At 58.5% G+C, this 16,801-nt stretch carries 9 protein-coding genes; all 9 read left to right on the forward strand.

Annotated features, from left to right (window positions below; genetic code table 11):
* Positions 1 to 5: 5 nt before the first annotated feature.
* The 9 genes from R3E77_10425 (at position 6) to R3E77_10465 (ending at position 15,397) form a co-directional block, all read left to right on the forward strand.
* Positions 6 to 7,121, forward strand: coding sequence for an FG-GAP-like repeat-containing protein (locus R3E77_10425; GenBank protein MEZ5499829.1), 7,116 nt, complete (start codon positions 6 to 8; stop codon positions 7,119 to 7,121).
* A 5-nt stretch (positions 7,122 to 7,126) separates the two neighbouring features.
* Positions 7,127 to 7,795 (forward strand): ankyrin repeat domain-containing protein, encoded by a 669-nt coding sequence (locus R3E77_10430; protein MEZ5499830.1) that lies wholly within the window; start codon positions 7,127 to 7,129, stop codon positions 7,793 to 7,795.
* A gap of 386 nt (positions 7,796 to 8,181) precedes the next feature.
* Positions 8,182 to 8,961: a hypothetical protein gene (locus tag R3E77_10435; protein ID MEZ5499831.1), complete on the forward strand. Its 780-nt coding sequence runs from the start codon at positions 8,182 to 8,184 to the stop codon at positions 8,959 to 8,961.
* Positions 8,961 to 9,314, forward strand: coding sequence for a hypothetical protein (locus tag R3E77_10440; GenBank protein MEZ5499832.1), 354 nt, complete (start codon positions 8,961 to 8,963; stop codon positions 9,312 to 9,314). Before R3E77_10435 ends, R3E77_10440 begins: the two co-directional genes overlap by 1 nt.
* Positions 9,315 to 10,221: 907 nt before the next feature.
* Positions 10,222 to 11,250 (forward strand): RHS repeat-associated core domain-containing protein, encoded by a 1,029-nt coding sequence (locus R3E77_10445; GenBank protein ID MEZ5499833.1) that lies wholly within the window; start codon positions 10,222 to 10,224, stop codon positions 11,248 to 11,250.
* Between the two features lie 1,174 nt (positions 11,251 to 12,424).
* Positions 12,425 to 13,360 (forward strand): hypothetical protein, encoded by a 936-nt coding sequence (locus R3E77_10450; protein ID MEZ5499834.1) that lies wholly within the window; start codon positions 12,425 to 12,427, stop codon positions 13,358 to 13,360.
* Positions 13,361 to 13,404: 44 nt separating this feature from the next.
* Complete coding sequence (locus tag R3E77_10455) at positions 13,405 to 13,689, forward strand: hypothetical protein (protein ID MEZ5499835.1); 285 nt, start codon at positions 13,405 to 13,407, stop codon at positions 13,687 to 13,689.
* A 297-nt stretch (positions 13,690 to 13,986) separates the two neighbouring features.
* Positions 13,987 to 14,145, forward strand: a complete 159-nt coding sequence (locus R3E77_10460; protein MEZ5499836.1) for an ankyrin repeat domain-containing protein — start codon at positions 13,987 to 13,989, stop codon at positions 14,143 to 14,145.
* A gap of 304 nt (positions 14,146 to 14,449) precedes the next feature.
* Positions 14,450 to 15,397 carry an RHS repeat-associated core domain-containing protein gene (locus R3E77_10465; protein MEZ5499837.1) on the forward strand — a complete coding sequence of 316 codons (948 nt, stop codon included), beginning with the start codon at positions 14,450 to 14,452 and terminating at the stop codon, positions 15,395 to 15,397.
* Positions 15,398 to 16,801 lie beyond the last annotated feature (1,404 nt).

Below are 16,801 nucleotides of genomic sequence, written 5' to 3' on the forward strand. Positions count from 1 at the left end.
AGGCGATGAAATACACAGGGATGGTGGCGCTCCTCGCAATGAGTCTGGGCGCCGTGGGTGCTGTACAGGGCGCAACGGCTTTCAGCCAAAAGGACTACGACCTCTACGCCGGCGATTTCGATGGAGATGGGGTCGATGACGTCTTGTTCATTGCCCGCGATGCCACACACTTGAGCGGCATCACGCTCTCCGATGGCACCTCGTTCTCACGCCCCCTGCAGACCTGGGGCAATGCCTATCTGGGCGTTCCCTGGTCGAGTGGAGACTATGACATCGTCATCGGGGACTTCGATGGCGATGGTCGAGATGATGTGTTCTTGCAGCGTAAAACCCCGGGCGATCACTTTGTGATCCTGACCGAAGACGGCGGATTGGGGGGTATTGCGCAAGCTATCCCGAACGACGCCATGGGCCTCACCTGGTCCGAGGATGCCCATCGGGTGCATGCCGGGGATTTCAATGGCGATGGGCGGGCGGATCTCTTTTTGCAAGCCGCCGATCCTGCGGGAGTCAGCGCGGTCATCTTGAGCGATATCAATGGGCAGTTCACGGCCAGCGCACCCGATCAGAGTTGGGCGGACGGCTATGCCGGTTATAACTGGGCGACGAGCGAGGCCAATGTCTTCACGGGGGACTTCAATGGCGATGGGCGCAGCGATCTTCTGCTGCAGGCCAAACCGTTGCCCGGCACGGGCACCAGTGCCGACAAGCCCCCGGTCTTTCTGCCCAACATGAACGGCGTCCTGCTCGCCAAATCAACCAAACAGATCTTTGGCACGACCGGCGTGCAGGCCTGGAGCCAGAACGGGTTCTCGGCCGAATGGTCGCCACTGCTCTGCGTCGTCGTGAGTGCCGACTATAACGGGGACGGTCGCGCGGACGTGTTGCTGCAAGGGGCGCGCGACGGTTCGCCCAGCTATCTGTTGTACGGCCGCCCCCGCGGCGCCATCTTTGAACTGGCAGCGACCTACGATGCCACCCAGGTCGCGACCGCCACCGTGGGTACGGCACTCGCAGGGCGATTCACGACGGGCTCGACCGATACGCTCTTCATGCAGGCGGCGGACGCCGCGGGTAGCAATACCTTGAGCCGCATGGCGGCGACCGGTGTGTCTGTTCTGGCCTCCGATGTGGCCATCGTGGCCAAACCCGAGGAAGAGCTGCGCGCGGCCGGATCAGGGCCGCTGCAGCCGGGCTCGAGCGGCGGCGGCCCGGTCATGTTGGCGGCCCTCGCCGTCACCTCCGCCGGTCGTACTCCAGGGCAATATGCCGTGTCCGCGATGGGTGGTGCGACCTATCAGATTCCGCTGTGGGCGCCGCCGGGAGCGCGCGGTATCCAACCGGAGCTCTCCGTCGCGTACATGAGCGGTGGGCCGGATGGCGTCATGGGTCCGGGCTGGAACCTGCAAGGCTTGTCCGCCATTGCGCGCTGCAACAAGACCTATGCGGCGAATGGCGGCGCGCCGGCGCCGGTCACGCTCACACTCACCGATGATTTTTGCATGGACGGCAATCGCATGCGGGTGACCGTCGGCAGTTATGGTGCCGCCGGATCACAGTACCAGACCGAGATGGCGGATTTCTCGCGCATCACGGCAAATGGGACTGCCGGCAATGGGCCCTCGTACTTCGTTGTCGAAGGCAAGGACGGCAAGTACTACGAGTACGGCAATACGGCCGACTCCAAAGCCTACGCCAATGCCGGCACCACACCCTACGGCTGGCTCCTCAACAAAGTGCGCGACCGCGAGGGCAACAACATGACCATCACCTACTCGACCACGAGTGGGGATGTGCAGCCCTCGGTCATCAGCTACACGCAGACGCCCGCAACCGGAACGACCTATCCGTATACGGTCAACTTCTCCTACCAGACCCGCGTCACGAACCTCAACAAGCTCGTAGCCAGTGGCAGCATCACGCAGACCAAGGTACTGAGCAAGGTCGACGTCAAGAGCGGCACGACGTCGGTGCGCCAATATCTCTTCAGCTACGAGACCGCGCCGACCACCCAGCGCGATCGGCTGGTCACCATCCAGGAATGCGGCGGCAGTCTCGGCACCGACTGTCTGCGGCCGACCAATGTCGGTTACCAGAATGGGACAGCGGGCGTGCCGAGCCCTGGTACCGCGACCGGGAGTGGTGCAACGAACGGCACGTTGCGCACCGTCGATATCGACGGTGACGGCAAGCAGGATCTATTGTTTGCGACGACAAGCGGCGCGAACTATCAATGGTGGGTCCAGTTCGCGACCGCGGCCGGTTACGGATCGCCGATCAACACTGGCGTTCTCGCGCCGAGTACCGCCAACGTCATGGTCGGGAACTTGCTTGCGGACGGCAGGGGCACGCTGCTCGCGCCGAGCGGCGGCACCTGGTACAGCTACCGGTGGAATGGCACGTCATTCGTTTCTGCATCGACAGGTCTCGCCGTTGTCGCGAATCTGGGGGCGAACCAAGCCGCGATTGCAGATGGGGATGGCGATGGCCGCCCGGACCTTTGGTTGGCACCGCAACTTAGCGCCGGTAATTATACTGTCTCCGTATACCGCAATCAGTCGACTGCTACGACAGTCGGTTTCTCGACAACGGCAACGGCGACGTATGCCGCCGCCTATACAGGTGGCATCGTGCAGTTGCGTGGGAATAACTCCTTCCCAGGGTCGTCCGTTGGAACCGTGGATGTAAACGGCGACGGTCGCAGCGATGTTCTAGTCAATCGCACCTTCTTCGGTGTGACGTTTCTTGATGGACTGACGTTGAACGGGTCAACGATATCCGTGGCCGGCAACTACGCAGGTGCGATTCAGTCGTTTCTCCCGGTCCGGTGGAACGATGACGCGTGCACGGATAGTCTTAATGTTTCAGCGTCGACGCAGGTCCAAATAGCGACTTGCCAATCGTCCGGATCGACGGTCGTCAATTTAACCGCGCCAATTTCTTCTAAGAGAATATCCTTGGATTGGGATGGCGATGGTCGATCCGATGTCCTCTACGACTCCGGCGGCACGTGGCAGCTTCAGCGCTCACTGTCCACTGGCGCGACGACCGCAATGTCGACCGGCATCGCTGTCGGATCAGGTACTTGGGCGGTGACGGACCGAGACGGCGACGGACTCAGTGACCTCGCCTTCGCAAACGCAAGCGCAAGCTATGCGATCTCGGTCGGTCTACACAACGGCGCCGCCACGCCCGCGGATCTCGCCACCAGTATCACGGACGGCTGGGGCATCCAGGCGTCCTCGACCTACGCGCCGATTACGCAGAGCAACTACACGAAGGGGACCGGTGCCGTGTTCCCCGACGTCGACCTGCAGGCGCCGCTTTATGTGGTCAGTCAATCCAGCCAGTCGGATGGCACCGGCAATAGCTTCACCAATTCGTACTGGTACAACTATGCTCGCGTCAACCTGCAGGGTCGAGGATTCAGTGGCTTCTATTCCACGCGCTCGCTCGACAGCCGCAATGGGTTGATTCGTTACACGTATTACCGTCAGGACTATCCGTACACCGGTCGGGTCTTTCAGGACGACGTGGTCCAACCCGACGATACGACGCTCATTACCCGCACGTCGAATGTCTTCGCCGCCAAGATTTTGTCAGGCGCGGACTGCAACGGTGCGACCAGTCGATGTTTTCCGTATGTCAGTCAGCAGACCACGACGCAGCGGGAACTGACGGCCGGTGCACCGCTCATCCAGACGTCGGTCACGACGACGGATTTTGACAACTACGGTAACCCCTTGACGGTCGTGACCACCACGACCGACAACGACAGCACGTCGCCCTTCTACAACACATCCTGGTCCTCGACGGTTACCAACGCCTACACGAATGACACCACGTACTGGTGTCTCGGGCAGTCGACCTCGACTTCCACCACGAACACGGCGCCCGGCCAGACGACCCTCACCCGCCGCGTGGATCACACGTATACGATCAGCGCCTCGGCGTGCCGCGTGAGCACCGAGACCGTTGAGCCCTTGAGCACAACGCTCAAGGTGACCACAAACGTTGGTTACGACGGCTGCGGCAACGTGAACTCCGTGTCCGTCGTCGGCCTCGACAAGAATGGCGTCGCGATGCCCGCGCGAACGACGACATCGAGCTACGGCACGCGCTGCACGTTCGCAGAGTCCACGACCAATTCGCTCAGCCAGACCGCAACCGCGGCTTACAACTACAACTACGGGGTGAAGTCCTCCGAGACCGATCCCAATGGGATCAGTGTTTCGTGGTCGTATGACAACTTCGGGCGCAAGTCGCAAGAAAACCGGCCTGACGGTACGTACAGCACCTGGGGCTACTACGATTGCGCGTCGGGCCCTTGTTGGGGTGTCAATGATTTGCGTTTCCGTGCCTACGAGTTGAGCTACGCGAGCGATGCGAGTTTTGTCCGCGGCCACGATCTCTACTTTGACGGACTCGAGCGCTTGCGCTATGTCGAAGGGCAGCGCGTGCTGGGGGTATGGACTGATTTCCAGATCATTGTTTACGACGCGTTCGGCCGAAAGTATGTCGAATATCAACCCCTATCATCGTCGGGCAATGGAAGCCACTGGTTCAGCTACGACTGGCTGAACCGGCCGACGCTGGATCGCTTGTACAACTCAAGTGACCTCTTGGACCGATCGATCAGCATCACGTACGCCGGCCTCAAAGCCACCCTGACCGATGCGCGCGGCTATTCAACTACCAAATGGAGCGACGTCACGGGCAAGCTCCGGCGCATCATCGATCCGGCGCCCGGCGGCACCACGGATTACACCTTCGATGCCTTCGGGAATCTCCTCCAGTCGGTGGATGCCACCGGCAAGACCATCAGCAACGTGTACAACATTCGCGGCTTCAAGACCTCGACGAGCGATCCCGATACCGGCAACTGGACGTATACGCCGAACTCGCTCAATGAGCTCGTCAGCCAGACGGATGCCAAGAGCCAGGTCACGACATTCGACTATGACAAGCTCGGCCGGTTGATCTCCCGCGTCGAGCCTGAATCGACGACGGCGACGACATTCACTTATGGAACCAGCGCAGCGCTCAAAGAGATCGGGCGGCTCAAAACGGTCTCAAAGCCCGACGGCTATGGCGAGAGCTACCTCTTTGACTCGATCGGCCGCCAGTCGCAGGTGACCTATACCGAGGACACGAGCTATCAGGTCAATTTCAGCTACAACAGCATCGGCGCGGTCGACGTCATCACCTACCCGACCAGCACGTCGGGTGTGCGCTTTGCACTGAAGCACCTTTACAGCTATGGCGCGCTGTACAGCGTCAAGGACAATGCCGCCGGCACCGTATTCTGGTCACTCAGCACAGCGAATGACTACAGCGCACCGACGAGCGAGGTGCTGGGCAATGGAGCCACCATCACCAGCAGTTACACGCCCTGGACCAATGACATCGTCACCCGTCAGGTGGGTACGGGTGGTTCGACCACCAACCTTCAGAACCTGACCTACCAGTGGGACCTCAACCACAATCTGACACAACGCAAGGATCTCGCGCAAAGCCTGACTGAGGACCTCACCTACGACACGCTGAACCGCATCGATACGGTCAAGCTCAACAGCGTGCAGACCCTGAGCATGACCTACGACGCGGCGGGCAATATCACGAACAAGAGTGACGTCGGCGCCTACAACTACACCACAGCACAAACGGGATGTTCCTATTACACCCACGTCCAGCCGCATGCCGTACGCGCAGCCGGTTCAACGGTCATGTGCTATGACCAGAACGGCAATGTGGTCAAGCGGGGCGGCTCGCCCATCACCTGGTACTCGTATAACCAGCCGCAGAGCATCACCTCGGGCACCAACTCCACGCAGTTCAACTACAACGCCAACCACCAGCGCTGGAAGCAGATTGCGGTCGATTCGAGCGGGGTGTCCGGCGAGACGGGCACCACCACGACCTACTATGTCGGTGGGCTCATGGAGAAGGTGACGCGCCCGAGCGGCATCACCGAATACCGGCACATGATTCCGACCGGGTCGGGCATGGCGGTCTATACGCGCCGATCAGACGCCACGAACAGCACCTATTACGTCACGACGGATCACCTCGGGAGCGGCGATTTGATCCTGAGCAGCACGGCGACAGTGCTCGCGAAGGAGAGCTTCTCCGTTTTCGGCGAACGCCGCGGCAGCAACTGGCAGGGCACACCGAGTGCGGGGGACAAATCCACGTTCTCCGGCACCACCCGCCGCGGCTTCACGGGGCACGAGATGTTGGACGCGGTCAGTCTCGTGCATATGAATGGAAGAGTCTACGACCCCAAGATCGGCAGGTTCCTGTCCGCGGACCCGATCATCCAGACGATTGAACTCAGTCAGGCGCTCAATCCATTCTCATACGTCATGAACAATCCGCTCAGCCTCGTCGACCCGAGCGGGTTCTCGTGGCTCAGCAAGCTGTTCAAGAAGATTGGCAAACTGTTCCGGTCCTTCGTCAACTTCCTCAAGTCCAGCATCAATGTCATCATCGGCGTTACGCTGATCGTCGTGGGATACCTCGTGATGCCCGTCAATCCCGCATTGGGCATGGCGCTCAAGTCGATCGGGTCGGTAGTCCTGAAGTTCCCGGTGCACGTGACGCGTTCGGACGGGCGCTGGGGGTTCCAGGTGACCTACAAGGGATTCTCAGGCGGCAACGGTTTGCAGTTGCAGCGCGGCTCGGTCAGCCCATTCTGGAAGGCGTCACCCAGTCCGCTCGAGATCCTTCGGCGGCGCGGGATCGTAATCTTGAATGAAGGCGCCGCTGGCGTGGATGGAGACAGTTACTGGACTCGCCTCTTACGCTGGTTAGGTTCCGAAGAATCGCGAACGGCAACCAGCATAGACCTCGTACACAAAGTCTTGACGGCATTTCATCTCGCCGAAATCTCTTTGGGCGTAGCTGCAGACACAGTCCAATGGGGTTTGAAGGATATTGAGCTATTTCGCCTAACCGGTGACCATGTCTATGCAACGCCGGGTTCGGCGATTCCGTGGGGAGAATGGCAAATAGACTGGTCACGATACGATGCTCCGGGGCTGACAACCGAAGAAGTATTCCAGCGGTGGGCGGCAGCGTGCTCCGAAAACCAATCGCAGTGCGGTCGCACTGGAGGATGATCAAGTTGAACGTCACGAGACTTGTCGGGGCTATTGCGGTCGTTGCCGTACTGCTGCCAATTCCATGGGGTTGCGCGAACACTGACTGTCTGCCCCAATCGCCGAATCTGGCGGCCGAGATTGTGCGCGAACAGTATCTTACCGAAGAGTTTCAACAGATTCTTGGGGAAGCGAAAGATGGTGACCGTCGGCTGCAGGGCCATAGTCGCGCCTACTATTTGGCAGCGACGGGCAATCTGGCGCGACTTCGAGAGGTTACGGAGGAGTGTGCGAATCTTCCCACCGACGCTTCGGACGCTCTGATCGTCGCAGCGCAAGTGGGCGAGCTGCGTATTGTCGAATTCCTATTGGACGAATGCCGAATTCCTATTGATAGTTCGCTGGGCAATGGCGCCACCGCCCTCATGGTAGCTGCGGAGGCCGGCGAGACAATTGTCTTGGAAGCATTGCTGCGGCGAGGCGCGGACCCGTTGCGCAAAAATGACAGGCAGTCCAATGCCCTGCATCATGCCATCGCTTTTCGCCAGGTCGCCACGGTCAAGCTGTTGCTTTCCTCGCGCCCGGAACTATTGTCTGTCGATGCGCCGAACGGGGTATCCGTGTCTCAGCTCGCGGAAAATACCCGTGATCGATGCACGATTGATGCTGTTCGAGCGGCGACTAACAAACATTGATCTGTAGGCACGCGTTGCTTGGGCTGTTACCGCGGGGGCACCTCCGTGTCTTCGGCGAGCGCCGCGGCTTCACGGGCCACGACAAAATCGCCGGGAGCGATTTTGAACCGCGGAATGCGGGCTCGCGAAGCGAGCGAGGACAGGACAGTCCGAGTAGCAATCCGTTGAGCCTGACAGATCCAACAATTGAGCCGCCACCGGCGGCGATCACACGGTTCGCACCATGATCTCCGTTAGGAGAAAGCCGCCTCGCGGCGTGCAGCCGAAGTACCCTGGCCTCCCGTTCATCTCGCGGCTACTCCTGGCTCAGCAAGCTTTTTGGTGCGATCGGGCACTTCTTCAAGCAGATCAAGCGCCTATTCCATAACCATATATTCCGTCTGGTATTGTCTATCATAGCCGCTGTGGCGTTGCCGTTCATGAGCCCGCTCTTCTCGCAGTATGGCATCTGGAGCGCGATGCTGACGGGTGCCGTCGCCGGCGGGATTGCGGCGGGTAACTTGCAGGGCATGCTCGTCGGTGCCATCGCGGCAGGAATTGCCTATGGAATCAGTTCCGGTGTGCAACCGAGGCAAACGAAGTTCTTTGGAGCGGCGGCGGAAACATCCAAAGATGGCGTGCAAGGTCTTGCATCGACGATCCGCAGGATTCAGCAAGCCGGCGTGGAAGCAGCCAACGCGGCACGAACACACGAGTCGCAAAATCAGCAGCGGGGCCAGTCTTCGCCGGAACCTCAGCGGCCGGTAACTAATGGGTGTATTGGAACGCCTATACAATGCGGCGGGGAGAATTTCTGGCGCGACTTTGCAGCGGGGAGATTCTTGTCCTCTTTCGCCGATCCGCTCGCCTTGTTCAATGACGGTGTCAATCCGCTATCCGATGTGTGGCTCACCCCTAGAGAGCAGAATGACGCAAGGTTTGTAGGCTTTCTGTCGGTTGCGACGGCGGGATCGGGATACATTACGGGAGTTGAAGTCAAATTTGGTCAGAACTTCCGATTCGCGCTATTCGGGAATCGCACCGGCAATGAGTTGGGCCGGTATCCACACTATCATAGGCGCGGGACCGATGCCGCGACCGGCGAGACACTCCCGGGTCAAGGAATCGGACGTCATCGCCCGTGGGAGACGAAGTCGCCTGACACATCGTTCTGGGATCGATTCTGATGACAGCGCCACTGATTCTCAGTGATCAAGGGGACGTCGCCGTCTTCGAGACGGTACGCGACCTTGAGCGCTATGTGGAGTCGCCAGATATAGCTGCGTACAGCGTCTTCGATACTTCCGGGCGGCGCTACTTTTTCAAAGGATGCCAAGACACTTCAAGAGACAACGCAATTTTTCAAGGCGTCAATTCCGCAGAGCTGGATCAGGAGAATCCTGGCCATATAGCCCAAGATGAGCTGGCGGCAATACTCCGTAGCTATATTCGGCGCGTCGAGCGTTGCGATCCGACCGAAACATTGTCACTTCAGCAGCTGGTACAGAAGACAATTGACTTGTGTGGCTATACGAAATGAGCGGCGGGCGCTAACCTCGCTGCCCGCCGCGCTTGGCGCTCCGCACGTTTTCTGCCCCCGTTTCGCTCAACGAATCTGTCGCTGCCGGCGGCGCTTACGGTGCACTGTACGGCTTTAGCCATATGGCCTCCGGTGCCACGCAAATGGTGGCCTATGCCGGCGTTGGTGCTGGCACCGGCGAAGTAGCCTTGCTGGGCACGGCGGGTGTCATCAGCGATGTCGGAGGGACCGCACTTTTGGGAACGGCTGTCGGTGGAGCCGCTGCTGTCGCATCGCTGCCCGTATTTGCAGGTGGATACTGGGCCGGAAGTCTTGTATCGCCATGGGTTCGTCAGCACTGGATTGATCCACTTTACGGTTACTAGGGGCACAAACCGGTTGTACGACTTCGATGCCGATACATGGTGGCTGGTGCTGCAACGGAGGAGTGAGTAGCGTTGTGATAGCACGCAGCGATTCAGTTTTGCTCGGTTCGGATTGAGGTATGGGGATGGCCTTCACTGGATTCAGGTTAATGGCAGTCGACCGGCACATGCGGTCGAGGCGCGCCCCATTCAGCCTTGCTGCGGTAAGTGTCATTGCATTCGGTATTGCGCTGTGGACCGCTCGCCGAAATGCGCTGCCCGCCGGTGAATCAGCCCCATGGTCGACTGCGGCCGCAACGGGCGCAATAGTCTGGAGCGCAGTTCTCGCCCTGGTGGGATGGCGCGGTGTGGTCACTTGGCGACGGTTGTGGCGCTACGGACGAAACGCGTGGGAAGAGATTGTTTACGATTTCGGCGTACGCGGTCTCGGTGCAACCCTTGCAATTGTATTCGCTGGTGCCGGCGCATATTTTGGGTTTGCCTTGGCTGTGGGTCCAACTACTTGGTGCGCAGCTCTCTCTGGTGCAGCATTGTGCTTGATCATGGGCCTCATCCCCGCGCTGCACTTTGGCGAACTCTGGGGAATTCTGTTCGCATTTGCGCTTGGTGTGCGAAGGGATGCGACGTCCGGAAGTGGTGAGCCGCCGCAGGCGGACGCGAAGCGCGAGGGCCAGGATGGCCCGAGTAACGCAGGACAGCGCGAGTCAATGCTGGACGCAGTCAGTTTGGTTCACATGAATGGAAGGGTCTACGATCCCAAGATCGGGCGGTTCCTCTCAGCTGACCCGATCATCCAGACGATTGAACTCAGTCAGGCGCTCAATCCATTCTCATACGTCATGAACAATCCGCTCAGCCTCGTCGACCCCAGCGGGTACTCCTGGCTCAGCAAGCTGTTTCATTCGATTGGGCACTTTCTGAAGAAATGGGGTGGGACGATTATCAGTGTGGCATTCGCGGTAATCGGAATGCCGTACGTCGGGGCTTTGCTATCAAGTGCCTTTAATCTAGCGGTCAACGGCGGCACGCTCGGCAGTTTCTTCACCGGATTGGCTATAAGCGCAATAGCTGGAGCAATAGCCGGGCCCATAGGGGGCAAATTAGCTTGGCTTGTTGGGGCAACCGGGAGTTCCATCGGCGCAAGAATAGTTGCGGGTGCCATCACGGGCGCCATTGCCGGTGGGATAAACTCCGAAGCAAACGGCCAATCGTTCTGGAGCGGATTTGCAGTCGGCGCGGTTACCGGCGGGTTGACGGCGGGCCTTCAGGCGAAATTCGGTGGGCACGAATTAGATCCAGGGTCGCGATCGGCACGCGCGGAATCCTGGGCGCGAGGTACGGTTGGCAAGGTGTGGAATCTGCCGAATACGATTGTTGGGCTGCTGTATGGGGGCGTCGGGCATGTGGTTGGGGAGATTGGGTACCGACTTGGCCTATATTCCTCCAATCCATCCGTATCCATTCGAAACAATTCGATTACTTTCACAAACAATCCGTTCATGTCGACTGCGATGACGATTGGCAATGTTGCCATCTATGGGAACAATCCGCGGTATCAACCAGGAACATGAGAATGCAAGGTGTCACGTTAGGGCAAGAGGAGATGCAGCATACGTTTCAGGGGGAAGTTCTTGGAATTCTCTATCTACCCGCCCATCTATTGCTAGGGGCTATCTCCAGTCTCATCTATGCGCGTACGCTCGATCCATGGCATGGACCTGTGAATGTTTTGGAGAATGGACCGCATGCGAATCCGCCGCATCCGTGGTGGTGGCAGAAATGAAGATATCGAGAAGCATTTGGCCTGCATTACTTGTGCCGTTCCTGGCCGGGTGCCCTCCGCAGGAAGAGATTCGCGTACAAAACGACACCGATTCGGTGTACACGGTTTCGTTGGAATCCGGCAGACGTGTTTCGATCGAGCCACGAGGTGGGGCGCGATTTGCATCTGACGATAGTCCGTTCGGTGTTCGGACAATGGGGGACATTTCCGTCCCGACATTTCGCATTAAGGGACCTGATGGCGTCGCTATTTACGTTTTTTCAGGCGGCTTGTTTCCAAAGGGGTACGAGACTCGTAACGGTGCACGTCGCCTGTACTTGCATCTGGCATCGGATGGATTGATCTATGTGAGCCGCGCAGATGGCGCGCTGTCGGATATTGAGAGGGCAAATCAACCCGACGGTTTTCCAGTTGCACCTCGGCACCAACAGCAGCGGTAACGTAATCATGAAGGGTTCATTGCGCCTGGAACGTTGACTCGAAAGCGAGTGTACGGTAACGTGAAAAATGTTCCGTACCTCGAAAACGCCATGGAGGGTCGCTCAATGGTTCTTCGGAAGCACTCCCGCGCACTTTCTGCGTCCCTATGCGTAATCTTGTTAATGGCCATGCCAGCTAGGGCAATGTATTGCGAACCCATGTTTACGTATCCAACGCTCTATTGGTTTTGTGAATCGGGGTTGCAACAAAACGGCGGTTGGTGGACGACAGTGTACATGACCGTGACCCCAATAGGGTCCCAGGGCGGCGGTCCAGACTTTATGCGTTGGGCGTACTGTAGAAGTACGTCATTACCTACAGTCGCACGTGAAGTCAGGTATAACATTCAGGCTGGTTTTTTTACACAGAGTGACGCATGGACCGGTTTTAGTTGCGGTGGTCCACCTATCTAATTCGAGCAGGCTCTAGAGCCAACGCGTATCTTGCCGAATTGTTTAAGTAGCCGATCAGGAGGTTCCGCGATGAACGCTCGAATCTTCGTGCTTTCGTTCATGTTTGTCATGAACATGGCAACAGCGCATTTTGGGGTGGCGGGAGATGATTTAGGGCCATCGGCCAATGCACCGCGCCGGACGCAACAAAACGATTCTTTGCCACCGCGACAGTCGGTTCAGGTAGTGCTTGCTCCGGGTGTCTCGCAACGGGTGGAACTTATTTATCCCGAACTCGAACCGGACTTTTCTTCAAGGCTTCCGATCGCAGACCACTACGGTGCCCTTGCCGAAGCCGCGCACGCAGGTGACGGCCCGGCGGCCACGTATCTATACGAGTCAATGAGAGACTGCCGTAGAGCGCACCGCACGAGAGCTGCGCTCGATCAGGCTATTGAGTTGATGCGAAAACGCGGGATGCTGCAAACCGCAGACATGCCGACACCTCTCACTGTGGTCGGAGATGAACCTGTTGAAACATTGATTGATCGTCAACTGCTGAAGCCGTTCGAATCTTGCTTCGGCTTAAACAATGAGCAGCTCGCGTCGGCTGAGGATTGGTTGCGGCGTGGGGTCGAGCTCAATGAGCCAAAGGCCGCAGCACTGTCTTATAAATCGGCTCAATCGAACGAAGAATTGATCAACCTTTATTGGATCCGACTTCGGTGGGGCGATTGTTACACGCATAGCGGGCTCTCAAGCGTGTTCTTCGAACGGTGGCGCTCCGCCGCGGCGGCGGAGCCTTCGGATCTGCTCAATGCCTACGCTCATCAACTGCTGTTTGTGCGACTTCTCGAGTCTGCGCGCGTCATGGAGCTCGGGCGGATCAGGCAGCGTTTTTTGAACGAAGGTCAGGCTCAACTGCTTTTGCTTGAGAATAAACTGACGAGCGACGAGTTAAGTGCCGGTGCTCAACGCGCTGCAGGCTTGTTGGCGAAGCAAGGCAGTCGTTGCCTGCCGATGTAGCACGCGCACTCTGAATGTGCAGCAGAAGACTGCAACCGGCGAGGATGATGCGCAAGCGCAGGATTCTTGATGCCCTCGTCATTACGTTGGCGGTTGCGTTTGTTGCGGCATTCATCCGGGAGGAGGTGCTTCAGCGGCGAGACGAGGCTCGTAACCGACCGACCTGCGACGATGATGTGCCCGCCACGCCGGCGCAGGCGACCGCACTTGCCGATGCGCGGCGGCGCAAGGTCGACCGATGCAGCGCATCGGATCCAAAGTGCAGGTTTGATCTCTACACGGACAGCGATGGGCAATTCGTTGGCATCGAGGAAAAACCGTACGGTTAGCGGTGATGCTCGGCAACCTTGCTCTCGCCATTGCGCTTCGGTGTCCGCGCACTTGTCCAGCGCTCGGCGTGCAGGACGGCGGACTGAATCAAACTCGGTGCAAGCGCCACGGAGGATGATCAAGCCGGAATTGATGCGACTCGTTCGAGTCGTCGCGACAAGCGTCGCGATGACGGCGATTCTTTCGGGCTGCTCAGATCCTGACTGCCGGCCGACGCTTCGGACACTTTGATCGTCCCGGCGCAAGTGGGCGAGCTGCGTATTGTCGAATTCCTGTAGGACGAATGCCGAATTCCCATTGATAGTTCGCTGGGCAATGGCGCCACCGCGCTGATGGTGGCTGCAGAGGCCGGTGAAGCCATTGTTGTGGAAGCGTTGCTGCGGCGAGGCGCGGATCCTTTGCGCAAGAACAGCATGAAGGCCAACGCCCTGCATCATGCCATCGCCTTTCGCTAGGTCGTCACCGTCAAGCTGTTGCTTTCCTCGCGCCCGGAACTATTGTCTGTCGATGCGCCGAACGGGGTATCCGTGTCTCAGCTCGCGGAAAATACCCGTAATCGATGCACGATTGATGCTGTTCAAGCAGCGACTAACAAACATTGATCTGTAGGCACGCATTGCTTGGGCTGTTACCGCGGGGGCACCTCCGTGTCTTCGGCGAGCGCCAAGGCTTCACGGGGCACGACAAAATCGCCGGGAGCGATTTTGAACCGCGGAATGCGGGCTCGCGAAGCGAGCGAGGACAGGAAAGTCCGAGTCAATGCTGGACGCGGTCAGCTTGGTTCACATGAATGGAAGGGTCTACGACCCGAAAATTGGGCGGTTCATGTCTGCAGATCCGTTTATCGACTGTGCTGCAAATTCACAAGGTTGGAACCGCTACACGTACGTCAAGAATCGCCCGCTGTCGCTTTGGGACCCGAGCGGCTTCGGTTCGAGGATTCGTGTTTGGCGCGAAGACGGTGGCCCCCCGATTGGAGGCAACAGCGCCGCCTATTTTGGTGATCTTGGCAGCGCGGCAAACAACGGTGCAATTGGGTCGGGAGGCGATAGCACCGGCCCGCGCGGTGGCGCGACCGGCGCTGGCGGAGTGCCGCCGGGTGTCAGCGCGGGAGATGGTAGCGTCAGTGACAAGAAAGAGGAGGTGACTGTGACCGGAAAGCGCTACAGCAAGTGCATGAAAGACTGTTTGCGTGATGTTCGCGCTCACGCGACCGGTACTGCGAACATGCTACTTAATAGCGCGATGTTGGCGCCCTCTTTCCGAATGAGTCGGTTAGATCGTCGGGCTGGCGCTATTCTGGCGCTGTCTCCTATCGCCGCATACGGTGTAGGATATGTTGCGGGCAGGAGCGATGGATTTCTTGGGCAACTGTCTGCGGTTGGATTGTCCATACTTACTTCTGCTGGCACTTCGCGGTTACTAACCTCAAATGTCGACGATGTCGTAGCGGATGCCGCTGGTGCAATAACTGGCGAGTTAGTCGGACGTGTATCTTCGCCCTCGCAGCAATTCGCGTATGGAGGCGCCGCTGGAGGCGCGGTAGCAGGTTTCCTGCTGCGAAATACGTGGGCCACCCGATCGCTCATTGCGTTTAGAAATTCGGTTCTGGGTGCAGGCGGAGGCCTCATCGCAGGCCAAGCTTACGACCGGATCATGCGCGAAGGGTACTGGAACTGCGACAGTAAATGTGCAGGATCCAATTGACAGTACCTAGCGCAACCTGCCCGAAACCGTCCCGACGCAGGCGTTGGTTGGCCCTTGTTGTTTCGGGCCTTTACGTTGCTTTTGTGACGTACGTCGCCGCAAGAGTGCCCGCGAATGCAGTGCCTGTGCCAAGGCCATTTGACACACCGCTGCTACTAATGTTTTTTTTGCTCGGAGCACACTATTTGGCAAAGTCCGTATTGAGCGGCAATTGGAACCCGATTACATATATCGCAGCGTTGCGACACGGGATCATGGACCGGCGTACGGTTGACCCGGAACGCGAATCTCAGAATCGCAAGTATCTCACTGCACTTCTGGCGGGGTACGGAATTTTGATATCTTTGTCACTAGGTTTGGCGCTTATGTCGACGCTTGCCGTCGTGCAATCGGAAGGCGCGTTAGCTTCAAAACTCGCAACCGCTGCCGCATTGCTGTGGAAGTGGCCGTCAATACTACTCGCTGCCGTAGGCGTATTTGCGCACGATGGAGGCGCATTGTTGTTCAATGGATTGGCGGCACCATATCCTTGGGCAGCGCTGTTCTATGCGTTCCGCTTGCGGGGTGCGGCTCGCTGAGGTTTCAATGATCCGAATGTCTCAGGCAACGGGGTACGTCCGAGGTTAAGACGAACCTGGGACCAGTGCTATAATTTAGCGCGCATTTTCCGGTCCATGCCACGCGACACAACCACCACGACAGCGCTACGGCTTGCCGTCGAACGTGCGGATGTCGCCGTATCGATAGATGCCTTTGTTGTCTCGACACAGGTGGCTGGTGATGCCGGATAGCGGGTCAGTCCTGCTGGGAAGCCGGCGCGTGTCGTTCTGACAGGTCAGAACGCGCCAACGATTCGGTTGATTTGCGCCGACCGGATACATGTCGACCGGCCCCAATGTACGGGACCCGGGAAAAGCAATACCTTTGACGCAGTACCCCGGGACATCTGCCGGCGGCTCCGCCTGTACGACCGACACCCGCTTGAACCAGCACGTTCCTGAGGACAGCGGGGGTGGCGACTGATTGCCGACCACTGGGATGCAGTACGGGAAAACATCCAGCTTGTCGCCGAGGCTTGTCGTCAACCACGTTGGGCAGTCGCCCTCGGTGTTGCAAGAATTTTGGTTTGCGAGACCCGGCTGGAAGACCAGGCAAGCAGCAAGCCGACAAGAGAGATGCCCGCTATGGGCCCCATCTTTTTCATGATCTTGGCCTCCATTGAGTGCGACCGTGTTCGTCGAACACCGTTAAGGATGTCGTGGCATCCTCGCCCGACGTCAGCATCAACCGTTGCTGTGGCGGCTGGCAATGGAGAAGGTCTGAAGTTTCACGAGAGATTTGCTGAAACGCCGAAAAAATTTCGCAACGAAAACTCGCCGGTGCGCTCAGCAAGCATCCAGCTTT

This window comes from Steroidobacteraceae bacterium (assembly GCA_041395505.1).
In the GTDB taxonomy this organism is placed as follows: domain Bacteria; phylum Pseudomonadota; class Gammaproteobacteria; order Steroidobacterales; family Steroidobacteraceae; genus JAWLAG01.